Origin of the sequence: Rhodoferax sp. OV413, assembly GCF_900104385.1 — a bacterium.
Lineage (GTDB): Bacteria > Pseudomonadota > Gammaproteobacteria > Burkholderiales > Burkholderiaceae_C > Rhodoferax_B.
Genome location: NZ_FNJA01000008.1, coordinates 71,353 through 88,078 on the forward strand (window position 1 = coordinate 71,353; position 16,726 = coordinate 88,078).

The 16,726-nt window shown below is 55.7% G+C and carries 12 protein-coding genes, 1 other RNA gene, 3 pseudogenes and 1 other annotated feature; of the genes and pseudogenes, 5 read left to right on the forward strand and 11 right to left on the reverse strand.

The genetic code is table 11. From position 1 onward, the window contains the following. Positions 1-26: 26 nt before the first annotated feature. A pseudogene (locus BLT66_RS22610) lies at positions 27-1,247 on the forward strand (IS3 family transposase); the annotation flags it as partial. Beyond that, positions 305-421, forward strand: a sequence feature (AL1L pseudoknot). Its footprint overlaps the pseudogene before it by 117 nt. Positions 1,248-1,984: 737 nt before the next feature. After that, positions 1,985-2,872, forward strand: coding sequence for an nSTAND3 domain-containing NTPase (locus BLT66_RS27475; RefSeq protein WP_369821631.1), 888 nt, complete (start codon positions 1,985-1,987; stop codon positions 2,870-2,872). On the opposite strand, the pseudogene BLT66_RS22620 reads toward BLT66_RS27475, so the two are convergent. Beyond that, positions 2,868-3,050: pseudogene (locus tag BLT66_RS22620) on the reverse strand (type II toxin-antitoxin system MqsA family antitoxin); the annotation flags it as partial. The gene BLT66_RS27475 and the pseudogene BLT66_RS22620 overlap by 5 nt on opposite strands. A gap of 2 nt (positions 3,051-3,052) precedes the next feature. After that, the gene (locus BLT66_RS22625) at positions 3,053-3,559 is read right to left on the reverse strand and encodes a P-loop NTPase family protein (RefSeq protein WP_143029266.1); all 507 of its coding nucleotides are present in this window, start codon (positions 3,557-3,559) and stop codon (positions 3,053-3,055) included. Here BLT66_RS22625 and BLT66_RS22630 point away from each other — a divergent pair. Together BLT66_RS22630 and BLT66_RS22635 are read left to right on the forward strand one after the other, a co-directional pair. Continuing rightward, on the forward strand, positions 3,523-4,086 hold the full coding sequence (locus BLT66_RS22630; protein ID WP_255407047.1) for a Gfo/Idh/MocA family oxidoreductase: 564 nt from the start codon (positions 3,523-3,525) through the stop codon (positions 4,084-4,086). The two genes, BLT66_RS22625 and BLT66_RS22630, sit on opposite strands and share 37 nt — an antisense overlap. A gap of 96 nt (positions 4,087-4,182) precedes the next feature. After that, positions 4,183-4,413, forward strand: a pseudogene (locus tag BLT66_RS22635) (tyrosine-type recombinase/integrase); the annotation flags it as partial. A gap of 507 nt (positions 4,414-4,920) precedes the next feature. On the opposite strand, the gene BLT66_RS22640 reads toward BLT66_RS22635, so the two are convergent. The 7 genes from BLT66_RS22640 to BLT66_RS22670 form a co-directional block, all read right to left on the reverse strand. Next, positions 4,921-7,491, reverse strand: a complete 2,571-nt coding sequence (locus tag BLT66_RS22640; RefSeq protein WP_092761487.1) for a DEAD/DEAH box helicase — start codon at positions 7,489-7,491, stop codon at positions 4,921-4,923. Next, positions 7,488-9,257 carry a site-specific DNA-methyltransferase gene (locus BLT66_RS22645; RefSeq protein WP_092761489.1) on the reverse strand — a complete coding sequence of 590 codons (1,770 nt, stop codon included), beginning with the start codon at positions 9,255-9,257 and terminating at the stop codon, positions 7,488-7,490. Before BLT66_RS22645 ends, BLT66_RS22640 begins: the two co-directional genes overlap by 4 nt. After that, positions 9,254-9,451, reverse strand: a complete 198-nt coding sequence (locus BLT66_RS22650; protein WP_092761491.1) for a hypothetical protein — start codon at positions 9,449-9,451, stop codon at positions 9,254-9,256. Before BLT66_RS22650 ends, BLT66_RS22645 begins: the two co-directional genes overlap by 4 nt. Before the next feature lie 72 nt (positions 9,452-9,523). Continuing rightward, complete coding sequence (locus BLT66_RS22655) at positions 9,524-9,784, reverse strand: type II toxin-antitoxin system MqsA family antitoxin (RefSeq protein WP_092761493.1); 261 nt, start codon at positions 9,782-9,784, stop codon at positions 9,524-9,526. Further along, entirely contained in the window at positions 9,781-10,149 is a 369-nt protein-coding gene (locus BLT66_RS22660; protein ID WP_092761495.1) for an H-NS histone family protein, read from the reverse strand. Before BLT66_RS22660 ends, BLT66_RS22655 begins: the two co-directional genes overlap by 4 nt. Positions 10,150-10,195: 46 nt before the next feature. Further along, a complete protein-coding gene (locus BLT66_RS22665; protein WP_143029267.1) occupies positions 10,196-11,509 on the reverse strand; it encodes a hypothetical protein in 1,314 nt (437 codons plus the stop codon). An 858-nt stretch (positions 11,510-12,367) separates the two neighbouring features. Further along, the gene (locus BLT66_RS22670; RefSeq protein ID WP_092761500.1) at positions 12,368-13,906 is read right to left on the reverse strand and encodes a MobA/MobL family protein; all 1,539 of its coding nucleotides are present in this window, start codon (positions 13,904-13,906) and stop codon (positions 12,368-12,370) included. Between the two features lie 268 nt (positions 13,907-14,174). Between BLT66_RS22670 and BLT66_RS26570 the strand changes: the two genes are divergently transcribed. Continuing rightward, positions 14,175-14,453: a hypothetical protein gene (locus BLT66_RS26570; protein ID WP_143029269.1), complete on the forward strand. Its 279-nt coding sequence runs from the start codon at positions 14,175-14,177 to the stop codon at positions 14,451-14,453. On the opposite strand, the gene BLT66_RS22675 is transcribed toward BLT66_RS26570, so the two are convergent. Both BLT66_RS22675 and ssrA read right to left on the reverse strand, forming a co-directional pair. Next, the gene (locus BLT66_RS22675) at positions 14,437-16,242 is read right to left on the reverse strand and encodes a site-specific integrase (protein WP_143029270.1); all 1,806 of its coding nucleotides are present in this window, start codon (positions 16,240-16,242) and stop codon (positions 14,437-14,439) included. The two genes, BLT66_RS26570 and BLT66_RS22675, sit on opposite strands and share 17 nt — an antisense overlap. Positions 16,243-16,336: 94 nt before the next feature. Next, positions 16,337-16,725, reverse strand: a transfer-messenger RNA (tmRNA) gene (gene ssrA / locus BLT66_RS22680). Position 16,726: the final 1 nt, after the last annotated feature.

The window sequence follows — 16,726 nt, forward strand, 5'->3', positions numbered from 1 at the left end:
GCTCTTTTCTCTGAGAGGATTGAGTCATGAACAAGACAAACAAGTTTTCACCCGAGGTCCGTGAGCGAGCGGTGAGACTGGTACAAGATCACCGAGGCGAGTACCGCTCGCTATGGGCTGCCGTTGAATCCATTGCACCGGAGATCGGCTGCGTGCCCCAGACCTTGCTGGAATGGGTCAAACGCCAGGAGGTCGACGGCGGCCAGCGAGATGGACTGACGACCAACGAGCGCGAACATATCAAAGCGTTGGAGCGCGAGGTCAAGGAGTTGCGCCGTGCCAATGACATTCTCAAGACGGCCAGCGCGTTTTTCGCCCAGGCGGAGCTCGACCGCCGTTTGAAGAGCTGAAGCGCTACATCGACAGTCATCGCAATGTGTACGGGGTCGAGCCGATCTGCAAGGTCTTGCAGATTGCCCCGCCGTATTACCGGCGCTACGCAGCGCAAATGCGCAACCCGGCGATGCGCTGTGCCAGAGCCCACCGCGATGACGCGCTGATGCCAGACATCCAAAGAGTCTGGCGGGCCAACATGCAGGTCTACGGGGCCGATAAGGTCTGGAAGCAGCTCAACCGCGAGGGCATCCCTATTGCCCGCTGCACGGTGGAGCGGCTCATGCGCCACCTGGGCCTGCGGGGGGCACGCCGCGGCAAGGTTGAGCGCACCACCGTCGGTGACGCCAACACCCCCTGTCCGCTGGACCGGGTGAACCGGCAGTTCAAGGCGGATCGGCCCAACCAGCTGTGGGTATCGGACTTCACGTACGTTTCAACCTGGCAGGGCTGGCAGTACGTGGCCTTCGTGATTGACGTGTACGCGCGGCGTATCGTGGGCTGGCGCCAGAGCAGCTCCATGCGCACAGACTTCGTGCTCGATGCGCTGGAGCAAGCCTTGTGCGACCGCCAGCCCGAGCGCACCGACGCACTGATTCACCATAGCGACAGGGGTTCGCAGTACGTGTCCATTCAGTACAGCGAACGCTAGCCGAGGCCGGCATAGAACCCTCCGTGGGTAGCAAAGGCGACAGCTATGACAACGCTCTGGCGGAAACCATAAACGGTCTGTACAAGGCCGAATTGATTCACCGCCGGGCACTTGGAAGACCAAGGAATCACTGGAACTTGCCACGCTCAAATGAGTGTCCTGTTTTAACCCACACCGACTGCTGGAGCCCATCGGATACATTCCCCCTGCCGAAGCTGAAGAAAATTACTATCGGCAATTAGCCAGTCAGGCCGTAAGCGCGCGGCAACCCGCCGGCCACTTGCAATGTCATAGCGAACGGTTCGGTATGCTACTACTCCCTCAGACGAACGACGGCCTGCCCCACGTCTGGCCGCGATGCACCTTCGGAGCCGACAATTGAGCAAGACCTCAACAACACCTGCAGACGAAGACACAGGCGGTAATCCGTCATTGGAAGGCTGGAACTACCAGTGCGACGTGTCCGTCATGGCCGCCCTGGACCTGCTGGTGGTGAACCGCGTGGCCAAGGTGCTTCAGCTGGAGCCGGCCAACTTCGAGGACTTGGAAGCAGAACTGCAGGCACCGCGGGTGTCGTCCTCGACCGTCGTGGACGGTGAACGCCTGATCGTGCAGGCCAAGCTGCGCCGCACAGGCCCTTGGACACCGGCGGCGCTGAAGAAGCTGGTCGAGCACGGCACGAAGCGCCCTTCCGCGCTGAAGCTCCTGGACGATCCGAAGGTTCGGTACGTGCTTTTCACCAGCGCAGACGTGTCGGGCAAGCTGCGCGATCTTCAAGTGGATGCCCTGTTGGAACGGCCGGAAGACAAAGCCCTGCCAGACACGGTGTTCCCGCCCACCCACGTTACGACAGCGTCGGGTCGCTTTGGCGTGCTGGCGCAGCACAACGAGACCCGCGTCCTCGAGAAGATCGACGGCTACCTGCTCAGCCCATTGGCGGTGTCCAAAGACAAGCTTGAGGCTTGCCGGGAAGAACTCCGCAAGGTGGCGATGGCCGGCATGAGCAAAGGCCTGGCTTGGCAACGCGTAGACGTCGAAGCCATCGTCAAGAAGCACGGCGGCTCCATCCCGTCGGAACGCGACGCTACGTTCGTGCCTCCCACCAACTGGGAGGGCATCCTCGCCCAGATGGACAAGCGCAATGCCATCGTCATCACCGGACCATCCGGTACGGGAAAGACGACCGTAGCCAAGGCGCTGTTTGGCCACTACCGCCGTATCGTTCCCGGCCTCGACTATGTGGAACCGGGCGGCCCCGGCGAACTGAAGGCAAAACCCAATGCAGGCCCCACGTTCTTCTATGTCGAAGATCCCTGGGGCAAATACGAGATCGGCACGAACACCTCCGCCTGGACGGCAGAGCTGAAGGATCGGTTGCTCAAAGCCAATGCCCAGCAAAAGATCGTCGTGACCAGCCGCACAGACATCTTGGCCGCCACCGTGGGCAGTCAGGCCGACTTCCTCAAGCAGTGGGAAGTGCGTCTGGAAGCCAGCCACTACGGTGACAGAGAACTGAGCAAGATGTTCGAGAGGCTGGTGCACCTCCTGTCTTCCGGCGTCCTGAAGATGGCCGCCGTTCGTGCCAAGGAGCGGGTGCTGCAGAAGCTGCGCACACCCTTCGAGATCGACCGTTTCGTGGCCCTGCTAAAAGCTGGGGCCATTCCGGCCGATGAGAACGAAGACCAGTTCTTGTTGCGGGTGCTTGATCAAACCCAGACGAGCGCCATCGAGGACGAAGTCCAATGGATGGTGCCTGTACAGCAGGATATTCTTGGAGAGAGCTTGATCAATTGTCGGGTAAAACCCAACGTCAGAGGTCTAAGTTCGTCAAACACAAGGTGGTCGATCACCCGCGCAGCAATCCCCCTCCATCCACGCAGAACCTGAACTGGCGCAGCAGAGCGCTATACCGATCGCCATGCTCGCGGTCCAAGATTACTTCATTGCATGCTGGGCAGAACTCAGCCGTCACGGCTGGAATGCTGGTCCTCTGCCCTTTATAAACATACGGCAAATCACGGGTGTCGTGAACCAAATCGGCTGCGCCACAGCAGGGACATCTCATGTTTAGGACTCCAACGGATCTTGGCCTACATCGGGCGAACTGCTACGTTTTTCAGACAAGGAGCCATCTGACGATGGCTGCATGGGCCACGCCGACCCAGCGCGCAGGCGTTGCATCTCTTCGCTCTTCAATCGCTCAATTTCGCCATAGGCGGCCCTCTGGCCTGTACGGTCTAGCCAATCTTTCAAGGTGCCAATACAACCCACCGATTTCAGGAAAAAATAGTCCGCTCGGTGAGCCAAATTTTCATCCATGGGAATTTTGATAGCCTCCAGCAAGGTGTGCAGCGCATCAATGAAGTTTGGGTCAACCCCCTCAGCACCGGCTCGATAGCGGGGCAAATGGATGATCTGTGAGCGGCGCAATAGCTGGCCTGTGCCGTCAAGAATGCCCAAAAGGTCATACGCGCCCACCAGTAAGATGGGAATGCGCAACTCAACCGCAAGGGATTTCAGAATCTCAAACTGCAGAAATGGCAGCGCACCATCTTCCGGCTCAAGCGTTGCCACCCCGTGACTATGTTGCCCACTCTGGCGGAATTTTCCGCGACATGGCCATCCATGATTTCGACATGGCGCGCTTTCTTCTTGGCGAAGAGCCCACCGAGGTGTATGCCAAGGCCAGCCGTGTGGTCAACAAGGCGCTGATGGAAGAGTTCAACGACTACGACACGTTGATGGTGGTGATGCAGACTGCATCTGGCAAGCAGTGCCATATCAACTGCTGCCGCGAAGCGGTGTATGGCTACGACCAACGTTTTGAAATTCTCGGCTCCACCGGAATGCTGATGAACGACAACCTGCGACCCAGCACCGTGCGTCGCTACAACTCGACCGAGACCGAAGCCCTGCCGCCTCTACTGAATTTCTTTCTGCAGCGCTACACGGATGCTTACCGCAATGAACTGGATGCCTTCTTAAAAGCATTGCAAGAAGGCAGTGCGATGCCCACCACACCGTGGGACGGCCGCCAGGCACTGCTGCTGGCTGAGGCCGCGATGGAGTCGGTAGCTACCGGTCGATCAGTCGCCGTGTAGGCACAGCTACCCTTGGCTGGCCAAAAGTAACGAGATCGGCGAGTCCATTTTCTAGCACTGCTTATGCGGTTTCATGCATGTACTTGCCGGTAGGTTCATATTGGGACACGGCAGTACGCCCGTATTGTTCATCGTTGGGCCAATGAAATTGGCCTTGATACAACGGAGTTTGGAATGCATTCGATGCGACGAACCAAAGCAACGTTGATCTACCGCAGAACCAAGAACCTGCGTGCCGTCCAACACCTGCTCGGGCATACCAAGTTGGAAAGTACGGTTCGCTATCTCGGCATAGAGGTCGAGGACGCTTTGGAAATTCAGAGCAGACTGAGCTTTGACGATATTGCCAGCAGCGGTGCCGAGGCACTCGGTTGTCGGCTTATCCAAGCAAACGCGTCGTTCGCAGCGATTGCCCAACCGGTTGAATCCGCCCTGCATAACAGTCGTTCAGGATGCCCCGTAGGACCGGGCTTCCTTGACCAGAAAATAAAAAAAACGGCCTCATACGAGGCCGTTTAACTTAAAAATTGCACTTACGAAATAAACCTAAAAATTGCACGAGGTGCAATTCTTTGGTTTAAGTCGCACAGCAAACGGCCTTGGATGTCAATATGGTGGAGCTGGGGGGAAACAGTGAAGCAACCGCCCAAACGCCTAAATGTTGTTGCAAATCAATGAGTTGCCGGACCCCTTACAAAGCTCAACCACATCCAGACGGCCGGGCAGGTTATAAAAGTGTCGCCCCGAAGTGTAGCCCAGGGTGTCGCCCTTGGCCGAACGACGATTTGCGGACGCCGGTTCAATCTCCATTCAAGATTTCCAGACGCCGTCAACTTACGAGTAACGCATCCGCTGCACCTCAAAGGGACCGTCATCGACCAGGTCGTGGCGTTCACCAACCAATCGCCAAAGCCTGAACGAGCCTTCGGCGGCGGTTTTGCCGACCATGAACACCCGGCCGTAGGTGGTGTGCCTGGCCCCGGCTTTTTCTTTGTCGTACTGCTGCAGGTGCGGCCCCTTGACCTCACTAAGCGCAACGCCGTCGCCTTCCGCCCGCTCTGCAACGCCGACGACGAAGTCAGGATAGAAACCCTGGCCTTCGGCCCAGTTGAACAAGGCCACCGAAGACGACTTTTTGACCGGGTTGCGATGCCACCAAAGCACCTGCGCGGACGTGTCCAGCATTTCGGCAAATTCAAGCTCTTGCGGGCGCAAATCTTCCGGGAAGATGCCGTAGACGTTCCGTGCTGCGGAAGCCAAGGGCATGCTGGAGGCAACCGATGGTGGAAGATGCACCGTGAGGGTCGATACCTGTTCGGCACGAAGTCGCTTGTGTGCGTCCCGAATCAGCTTGTCGTTGCGCACGAGGACCAATTCAAGCTGCCTGGTGAGTTCTTCGTCGTCGTCCGGTGGTTCATGCCCTTCGCTGACCAGCACTTCCCTGAAACGTGAGCGCAACTCGCGGAGCAATTCGCGGCGGTCCACGTCATCAAACTGGAACGCGATTTGCCGAGCCTTATTGGCGATGGCCGAAGCCGAGACGGTTGCCCAGATGTCACGGTCCGCAAGCGCCGTGGTGACGAACACGTCCGTGGTTCGTTCGGTCAATCTTGACCGGACCTTCAAGCGGTCACCGAGCACCCGAGCGAAGTCGATGTGGTGGGCTATTCGGCGCTCGAAGTCCTCGGGCAGCGGTGGCAAAACCTCCGTCACCAGCGACCTCGGGGACGAGTCTTTGAGCACATAGCTGAAACCCGACGCCTGGGCATCGAGCTTGAACGCTGTAATCAGCGCGGACTCTTCGCTGTACCCATGCGAAAGGCCGTCCGCCGACGTGTCGCTCTCCTGCCCACCCGTGCCGGTACCGGCCGGGGCCGTCAAGAACTGGAAGAGGGCTACTTGCCCGCCAGACGTGGGCCTGCTGGGCTCGACCGTGCCAGGTAAGGCTTCCGGCGCTCCCTCGCCCGCCCTGAGCAATTCCGCCACCTGGCCCACACCGCCCGCTGTGCCAGGACCGTGTGGGGCATGACTCGGCAGCAAGGACAGGGTCTGGCCAGGCTTGGCTACCTGCACCGTAGACTGGCCACCGATGATGGTGACGACTGTGGCCGGTGACGCGCTGGCAAGCTGGCCCGGCATCTGGTTGATTTGTGCTGCGGCATGCAGCAGACCTTCCTGTGCCTCGCCGTTGGCCAGGAAAACGTAGCCGTAGTGCAGTAGGGGCGGCAACTCGTTGACGCGGCCCTGCAAGAGCCGATGCACCCGCATGATGCGGCCAACCACCTGCACGCCGAAATTGGCATCCCGAGCGCCGCGCAGGGCGGCCAGCGTAAACGCGCGGGGCGCGTCGAAGCCGGTGGCAATGGCCATCTTGAAAAGGATGACCTCGACTTGCGGGTCATCCGCCAAAGCCGACAAATTCGGGTCCGGCTCGTCGGACGTGTGGCTCCGAACGGCGGACTCAGGGAATCGCAATTTATTGATGAGGTAGCTCTTGGCTTTTTCCAGCATTTCCCCACCGTTGGGAACCTGGACCAGCATCAAGGGAACGAGCCCTATCCCAAGCCCAATTAGCGTTTTCTTGATTTCGCGGTGCATCACCGCTGCCTCAGAAAGGGCCACCTCTTCAAATGCCAGTAGCTGCGCGTCGTCTTGGTTCTGTGCGATGAACCTGGCCGCTTTCACGCTCTTTTTGAGTAGCTGGGCATCGACGCCCTCAGAACGGGCCACGGAGGCCCATTCTGTGGGTCCGCCGATGCGATACCCCGTTTGGCTGGCAAAGCGCACGGCGTCTTCGTCCCGTGGCGTTGCCGTCATCAGCAGGACGTAGTCGGGAGCAAGAACATTGGCGAAAAACTTGCCCGCTTCGGTGGCTCTTACAAAGCCATGGTGGGCCTCGTCTACGACAACGCCGATACGAAACCCGGCGTGGCGGGCCTCAACAATCAAATCATCGACAGCCAGGCCAACGTCTCCCGTCTGTCTGACGATTCGGGATTCGCGCGAGCGGGCTGCGACGGTCTGCCAGCTTAGAACGAAGACCGAACCGGGTGTAAGTTTCTCGACTTGGCGGTCAGTGTCTATATCGAGCAATGGAAGGCTGGGTGCCTGCCGTTTGAGTGACGCCTTGGACTGCGAAAGCACGCCCGTGAAGGGCGCGAACCAGAACCACAGGATTTGGTCGTGGGGCGAAAACCGGGCCAGGAATTCGCAAGCCATAAGGGTCTTGCCGATGCCCGTGGGGGCTTGCAGCAACACGCAGGCGCCATTCTGGCGAAGCGTCTTCAACTCGCCCGCATCGGGTGTCTGCCCCAGTGCGTCGTAGCTGTTTTTGAGCGCTACGAAGCGGTCAACCAGGACATCGACGTGCCGCTCTTGGAAGAGCATCGGAATCGTGCGGCTCATGCTGGCTCCCCGTCATCGTCCGCCACACCTAGCTCATCGACCTCATCTACCGCCGTGTCGTCGGTGACTTCAACCGTCTCAGGAACCGCCCGAGCCTCGTCCTCCACCAGCGTGGGTTCATGCACCTGGGCATTGCCTTGCCGGAACGCGCGTTGCAGGTCCTGAGGGACCCCGACATAGCTCACAACGCTGCTTAGACCCGAGAGGAAGGCTTGCACCACCTGTGGTGCCCAACTCAACACCACCGTGGGTCCCTGGTGCCCTTCAAGCAGTGTCCTGAGGGCCGTCAACGTCGCGGGCTTGGTGTTGGCGCAGTACGCGGCCAGGTGATTGCCTTTCACCGAGGAAGAGAGCCCGGCTTGGACCGGCGATAACGGGTGCCCGCAGGCTTGGAGCGCGAACGTCCAGACCATCGAATCCGACAAGCCTTCTTCGAGGCGGTGCATGGGCACGGTGACCGTCTTGACGTACGCAAAGGACCCGCCAAGCGCCGCGACAGGGCCGGTCTTTTCGGACCTATACCCCTCAATCGCCTTGCGAATACGAACGGCGCAGACATCGCGGCAGAGGTTCTTATCGGGGTTCTCGTCGGTGGCCTCACGGCTGGACACCATGACGAACCTACGGTGCCCACCATCCCCTTTGTTCATGCGCAACAGCGCGTGCGCGGTCGTGCCCGAACCCGCAAAAAAGTCCAACACCAAAGCATCTTTTTCAGGGGCACATATTTGCAATACGCGCTCCATCAGCCGGGTGGGCTTCGGGGTATCGAAAGCAGTTTGGGTACCGAAAATATCCTGGATTTCCTTGCGTGCCTCATCCGTGTGCCCCACCTCTTCATGGGGCCACCAGGTCCACGGCGTCATGCCGTCTATGTCTTCGAGAAATTGCATGCGGGAAGGCATGGCGTTGCCATCCTTGCCGAAGTAAATCAGTCCTTTTTCCGTAAGCTCATCGAACCTGGAACGAATCACCTTCCAGCAGCCACCCTCTGGCGGCACGAAAACCTTGCCAGTCTGCGGCGAGACGATTTCGTACATCTGATTGGGCCGGAACCCTTGCGCGGAAAGCGACACCGCCCGCCACTTGCCACGGACGTGGCCAGTGTCTTTGTAGACGGACTTTTGCTTGTCTCCCAGCGCCAGCCGACCGCGTCTATTTTTGAAGCCATCGGGGTCCAGCGAATAGACAAGCAGATACTCGTGCGCATCACCAATGGCGCTGCGATTTTCCCGGCTGTACCGCTTTTGCCAAATGCAGTTGGCCACAAAGCATTTCTCGCCGAAAACCTGGTTCATGAGCAAGCCCAGGTTGAATACCTCGTTGTCGTCAATGCTGACAACAATAGAGCCGGAATCTCTCAGAAGGGAGCGAGCCAGCACAAGCCGTTGGTAAATGAATTCAAGCCAGGTGCTGTGGCGGTATCGGTTCCGGGCGTCAAAGAAGTTGTCGTTGTAGACAAAGTCTTTGTTTCCCGTGTTGTAAGGGACATCAATGTAGATGGCATGGAACTGCCCGGCGTGCGTGGTGGCCAGGTGACGCAGAGCATCAAAATTGTCCCCCTCGATGATCAAGTTTTCCCATGGGCTGGGGCCGCAAGAGAGCGATTCGTCGAGTTCAAGACCCACAAAGTCCCGATTCAGCGCCCTGTCGGCATCCACATTCAGACGTTCCCAGCTCAACCCGTAGCGGGCCTGAACATCGCGCCGCTTCAAGATGTCAACAAGCTGCTCTTTCGTGAGCGAAGAGTAGTCAATGCGGCTCAAGGGTTGGCCTTTTCATCGTTACCAACTTCTGCGCGGGTGAGGTCAAGACCGTGCTGTTCGCAGTAATCAGAAATCAGTTTTTCAATGAAGTTGGTTTGCGACCTATGCTCGTGAAGAGCACCCAGCTCTAAGCCTCGCTTGTGGCGGTTAGAGAGCCGAAAACTGACAGGCAAACGTTTTTCGCTATCGTCCATCGAGTTCACCTATCCGAACAGAAAAGCGTATAGCATAGCGCATTACTGCCTTCGCACCCTGCGGCCAGAGGCCTATGTAGGGGGCTTCTCCGGCCTGCGTCGAGGTATGTCATCCATGTCGGATGCGGTGCCACAAAGAGCGGCCAGGCGCATGCCCGCTCGAACTCGGCCCTCTTTTAACGCCGCGCCGTAGCGGTCGCCGTTTTCACGGTCTAGGATGCACTCGCCGCATGCGGGGCAGAAGTCGCCCGTGATGACCAAATGCACGCCATTGGCGTCCATTTCTCGGTTGTCCCGTACAAGTTCAGTACCCCCGCAGCAAGGACATTTCATGGCGATACGCGGTACTTTTCCATGTCGCCGCCCGCTTCTTGGATAGCCTTCACCCAAGCTGGGCGCGGGCCTTTGCCACCGCCCCAGGTGTTCCCGCTGTCGTCTTTGTATTTGACAATTGTCAGGGGGCGCTTTGTGGCCTTGCCTTTTGCGTTCGGCTTTGCTTTGGCCAATGCAGCCTCGCCAAAAAGCTCTGCGGCGGTAAAGCCGTAGTTCTCTATGTCTTTTTTTAGTTCAACGAGCTTTGGACCCCGGTTTTCTTTGCGGAAATTTGCCAGTTTTGTGTCAGCTTCTGCGAGGGCTTCCGCCGCCTTTTTCCGTGCGGCTTCCAGCTTTTCCAATTGTGTAGCGCTATCATCTGCCATTGCGGCCTCCTATGTTGACGCAGCAATGTAGCACATGGGCACGTAATTAGGCAAAGTTCAATTCGAGACCGGGCGCAATTGGGGCTAAAAGGGGTGCAGGCGTAGACATAGGCACAGGCATTGGAATAGCGGCAGGAAACATGTATGAATGAGTTTTAGCGCGGTACTCGGCAACTGCAAATGTATAGCGCACAAAGTGCCGGGCCGTTAATGCTTCCGTTGCTTTGGGGGCCGCTTTTAGAGCGTCGACAAGGCGGTATGCACTCTTTTTCTTAATGAGTTCAATGTCTGCCTTGATTGTCTCGTCGCACATGCGAAGTGCCATACGCTGTACGCTGCCGGGGCGGGTCGCTTCATTCCTTCCAGCGCGCAAAAGAAATGCAAGGCCCGCACGCTCGCTATTTGGGGATGTGGCGACCATGTGATGCGATTGTGGGTACTCGATAAGCTGCACGGGTGCAGAGTCGTTCATAGACGTAATTGCGGGGTTTTTCCAATCACTCGGGCATGGAATGCCAAGCTTGCTTGCCAATTGGCCCACGTTCCAGCGGTCGCGGCCTTGAATTGCTTTCGCTGCGCGAATCCAGTCTTGTCCCGCTTGCTTGTCGCCGCGTGCGCTTTTATCCAAGAGCTTAAATAGGGTTACAAGGTCACTCTTGCTGTTGGTCTTTGTGTCGTGGGCCGCAAGTTCTTTTGCAATGTAATGTGGGTCAAAATCCCCATCTTTCTTAATGTCCACACCTCGCTTGGAGCAATGCAACCCAAATTTACGTAAGGATTTTTTCCATTTCGCCAGGGCGACAACTTCAAGCGCGGCGATGTCTGCACCGGGCCGGTACGTAAAAAGGTCATGGGGGTGAAGGTGCAGACCGTTGGAGCCCACCGGCGTTTCAATTGCTCTAATGCGGCCAATACTACCCACCGCCTTCATATCGCGCTGCATATCAATACCAAATGCTGCCAGTGCAAGGTAAAAGTTGGCTACGAAATCTGACCAATTGGACTCGCGTTTATGGTGGGCTGTAAGTGTCATCAGCCCGATGGCCAAACCACGATTTTTGACTTCGGGCACAAACATGGATGTAATCCAGTTGCGCATATGTGCTGCTTTCACGCCAGAGCAATATGCGCAAAGATGAGCATTTCCACATTTTGCAACATCGTGCATTTTTGCGGAAAAACCATCTTGGGTGGGTGTTACGGCGATATACGCAGTGTTGGGGTTGCTGCTGTTGTGCGCTTTGGCACGGCGGCAGAGTTTTAAGCCGTCGCCCAAAATGTTCGCGCGGGTCAAACGATAGTCTTGGGTCAACAAGCGGGCCGCTTGGTGCTGTTGAATAGAAGTTGCATTGAATTTCATGGGTTGGTTCCTGTTCAGTTGCAAAACCGAAAGAAACTTTTACCCGTATGCTCTTACATGTTCACTTGACTAAATAGCCGCAATAGCTACAATAGATATGTAAGAGGTTGATGCGTAGTTGGTTTACCGTCAGCCTTGAGCAAAGCAGGTTGGTATCCTGCTTTGCTCCAATTAAATTACCTGACAAGGGTAAGGAAGTCAAGACATGCCGGGGCATCTGCAAAGATGCTTCGGCTTTTCTTTTGGGGCAGCACACCGCCACGATTTGGCGACTCCGACATACGCAATCCCGGCCATGCCGGGATTGCTCTACGCGGAACCGGGTCGCTCGCTCCTTCGTCGCTCTCTCGTAGGTTCCACTATGTCGGCATCGCCGAATCGGCTTCCATATTTTGCGCATTTATGCACTTTTGGGCATGGAGCTGCACGCCTGTTGGGCGGCCTTAGCAGGCCGCCCTTCCCTAGCCTTTGGATTTATATAGTTTATAGAAATCCCTCCATGCTTTTATTGTATAAAAAAGAGCAAAACCTGCATGCCTATTGGGCTGGCGGGGTGCGGGGTATGTCTCTTTGTATGGCTAATACAATTATTCCCTAGCCCCTGACCCATCCCCGGCCACCTTCGGTGTGCCGACCCTTCCTATCCCCGCGCAAGCGCGGAGACCGGAAGGGTGGTGGAGTGATACCACAATGATATATAGAGGATCAACGCATTGTCTTGGGGTATGGGGCTGGCCCCATGAGAGCGAAGCGGAAGCAACAGGGCTATAACGACCCGCAAAGGCCTTTGACGCGGTACAGGGCACAAACACCTCACCACAGCTATTTCGCGTCTTGGAAAGCAGGTTTTGGCCGTCCTTACATGCCCATGCCGCCGCTGCTGTATTCGGTAGCGGAGGCTCGCTCACGTCGCACCGCGTTTTCACGGTCGGACTCGGCCAAATAGGCCGACCAGTCGAATTGCCCCGCCTGTTCGCGTTCCCGTTCGCGTTGGGCCTGGGCCATTAGCTCCCATTCGCGTTCTTGCTGCTGGGCGTATTCCAGTTCTTGGGCATCCACTTTCGCGTTGTGCTCGAAAGTTTCGTTGTAGACGTTATTGAGACGCAGGCGTTCGGGGTTCTTTAAGTACTTATTCAGTACGACTGCCTTTTTCCTGCACTCCTCCATGCCATCATTGGCGCTCTGCAATTTCTCCGAGTGCTCTGCCAACTCCACCTTTGAATGCGCTTTCAATCCACCAAAAAACCCATATGCAGGTGTTGGCGGGTTTGCCGCTAACTCTTTTTGCATTTCTTCCCATGCAACAAATTGCTGCCGCAACGTCTGCTTTGAGAAAAGCGCTTTTTCCATTTGCTCTTTTGCTTTGATGGCATTTTCAGGCATTTCGATTCGATGCAGGCGTTTTGCCTCGAACTCTTCCGTCTCTTTTCGGCGCTGAATAATCCTGGGCTCTTCTTCGATTAGTGCGAGAAATAGCGATTCGTTGGTTGCTGCTTCATCCACATATTCGGCCATCTCGGGACACCCGCGCAATCGCTCCAAAACCTGTTCGCGTGTTGGTGCTACCACAGTTTCATCAAACGAGTTGTCGCGGACTGGGGTGGCATTTTGGCTCGATTCGGCAATTGTGGCCTGCGCCGTCAACTCCCCGAGTTTGGCGGCGTTGGATTTGACGTTAGCGCTGATTCTTTCCAATTCAATGCGCGCTTGCCCAACATCTTCCCGGTTGGCATCAATGAGTGCCTGCTGGTTCTTGCCATGCGCAATTGAAATGTGCGTCGTTGGAATGTGGTCATCCAGAACGTCGGCAAATTTTCCGGCATAGACATACCAATCATCGCCCTGCTCTATTGCCTGGGCGTTAACAATTTCACAAACGGCCTCGCGTAGTTTTTTAACTTCGCCCGTTTTAGCATCATCGAGAATTCGGGTTTTTTTTCCAAATACGCCATTGGCATCAACCGTGCGCGTGGTAAACAAAATGTGTACGTGTTCATTGTTGTTATCTTTGCTCGCTCTATGAATAGAAGCCAACACCGCTACACCATATCGAGCTCGTAGCATTTCACCCAAACCGCGCACGCATTTAGCGCGCTCCGCATCCGACCATGCCGACGGCAAGGGGACCATTAGCTCACGCGCAACCGTGGAATTGGCCCGTGTTTCCGATTTTTCTGCATCATTCCATAGTTTCCCAATATCGTCGTTGGGAATGCCGATGCAAATATTGCTCGCCAGCCCATGCTTGCCTTTTGGCGTGTAATCGGTAGTGATGCCTAAACGCTCGTCCGTTAGCTTTACGCAAGCGCGGTATGCAGCGGCCAGGACGGAGCTACGACCCGATGAGCGCGAAATGGTTTGGAGCGAAGGCGTAAACCATGTAGCTAGGTTAGGCATGGCCAATTGCTCCCCGATTGCGAAGCAATGCCCCCGGCAGGGCGAACGCAAATATACACGTAGTGTATGTTTGCATAAGTGAGCCCTTGCAGGGGGCTACGATGGACGAGGACGATTTAGCAGGCGAGAACATAGCGAGTGCGTTGATACATTCATAGTAGCAAAAGCAAACGCAAAAGCAAGAAAGGCTGGGGCAAGTGAATAGCCCCAGCCTTTATTGACAAGCCGCAATGATTTGTTAAGCTGATTTCAGAAAGCGAGACAAACCATGAGCAAGAACCTGAAAGAACGAATTGCAGTATTGCAGAAGGAACAAGAGCAATTGAAAGCACGAGCACAACAATTGCAGAGTCAATTCAATGCAAAGGAACGAAAAACCACCGACAGACGGAAGTTCGTCGTCGGCGCGCTTGTGCTCAAAGACATTGAGACTAATGCAGCTCTGCGCAAGCACATATCCACGCTGCTAAGCAACGCGCCGGAAAGGGACAAGAAGCCATTCCCGGATTTGCTGAAAATGTCGGCACCGGTTAGCCAAGCAAGTTAGCTAGTTCTTCTGAGGACACTTTAAATTCACCCGCCTTTTTTGCGGGTGTGTTTTTGCGTTTACGTGTTCCGAGTATCGGTTCAACATAGTCGAAGAAATGCACACCGGGATAATTGAGGCGGTCAATTACACGCTTCATGCTTGCAATACTGAAAGCACCCGTGTAGGTATTTGTGTGCACATCGTTCTGATTACGTCCAGCGGTCAGAACATGCGCGCCCGAATGTCCACAAATGCGTCGAAGAATTACCGACTCGGGAATGCGCTCATGTAAAACAGTTTCTACACCCAAGCCGCTACTATCCACAATTGCTTGTGCCAGCGACGTAACAAAGCGATGACGGAAGCTATGAAAGGAGATTTCGGGTTGCTTTATTTCTAGGTATTCAGCAATGTATTTTTCATTAAACCAGCGCCCCGGCGCTTTTCCATACTTGTCCCCTGTGCCAGATGTCAGCCCAAAAAGGTTTGGGGTGTATTTGGCGTTAGCCTCTTTTGTGCCGGGCTTGGCGCTTGCGGCCTTAGCCTCAATTTCAGCTTTACGGGAAGGTGCAGAACGCCTCTGTTCTTTTACAAAGTCAATGAACTTTAAATCTAGCAATTGCTGATGAACCGGGACGAGGCGACGGCTTTCCTCGTTCTTCACTGATTTCGTGTCTTCGTCTTCATCGTCGTCAGCTGATGCGGTAATGTCGATGTACCAGAGCCCGGCATCGTCTTGCCTCACGTCGTTTAGCTGCAATTGCGATATTTCATTGAGCCGCGCCCCGGTGAATAGCCCGAGCAAAGGAACCCAATACTGATAGCTTCTGTTGTAGTTCGCATTTTCGTAATACGCATCGCCAAAGATTGATTTTAATTCAGTTTGCGTAAATGCTCGCTTTATTGTTCCTTTGCGCGCATTCGTTTTTACCTCGAACCCTTTAATTACGAGTTCATTAACCGCATACTGCTTTGCAGCGAACTCCAAAAATTTAATTGCCACCGTTACATAGCCTTCCAGCGTGGCCTCCGTAAGGCGCTCTGCAATAGCGCCGTCATTGTCCAACAACAGCTTGCGGCGGGAACGGCTCACAATTTCGTCAAACGTCAGATTTACGGCATTGCGCAGGTTTGGCGCATTGACGGGGTAGAAAACCAAGTCCTTCTTGAATTTCTCCATGTCGGCAGGCGTGAGTGTGCCAATCTGCTTGGTTCCGAAGCGTTCGAGGAATGGCCTCAACCGGGTTTTGGTTTGCGGAAGGCTTCTCTCGCCGATTTCCTTGTCGTCTTCGCGGGCTTGCTCGGATTTCAGATAGTCCGCTATGTGTCTGGACACCCGCAGGCGGGCGGAAGACGACAGCCGCCCAGGCTCGTGAAAACGTTCTGGCAAGGGCTCGGATAGGGCAACCTGCGACAAAGGCCTATCGCCCTGGCTAGACCTATTTACGGCCTCTAAAAAGGCGTCGATGGCCCCCACGTCCCCGGGCTTTACGTCCGTGAAGCGCCAGTTGCCGTTGTCGTCCTTGTCGGCATTGAATGGGGCGAGGTCTTCGAGCTTTGGTTTTTTCATGTTGCTGCGCAGATATTCAATGAGCGCTTGGCGCTCAATACGCACATTTTGCAACAGATACAGCTCGAAATAGACGCGCAGACGCCGCGCTATGCTCCTAGCACAACGCGGGTCTTTGGTGAGCGTGGAAAACTTTATATCCCTCGGGTCTTTGTGGCTTCTACGCTCGCTGGGGATGACCAAACGAACAAGAAAAACCCCGCAGCGCGAGACGGAAAGGTAAGCGGATGACCTCATGGAACAGACCCCAAAGTGTCGCCCTTGGTGTCCGTTCGAGGTGTCTTCGTTTTAGAAGTCCTGAAAACCCTTTGATATCAACAACTTACAAATGTGGTGGAGCTGGGGGGATTTGAACCCCCGTCCGCAAGCCTTCTTCGAACAGTTCTACATGTGTAGCCGTCTGGTTTAAGTCTCGCCTTTTACATCGCGCAGTGGCACGCTATGCAAAACGCCAGCAACCTATTTTCTCGAAGAGTACTAAGTTACCCAGTGCCCTCCCAGCCAAATAAAATTACCCCGCAGCCTGGACTGTAAAACCTTACGGAATTACAACCCTTGCCCAGCCTATTGGCTTGCTGTTGCGAGGCTCACGCGCAATTAAGCGGCGAGTGCGAAACGTTCGTCGTTTGCAGTTAGGTTTTTTCTGCTGTTTTACGAGGTGACAGAACCTCGACATGCCCTGCTGCGCGTCCGAACCCACGTCGAAACCAGTGCAGCCCCA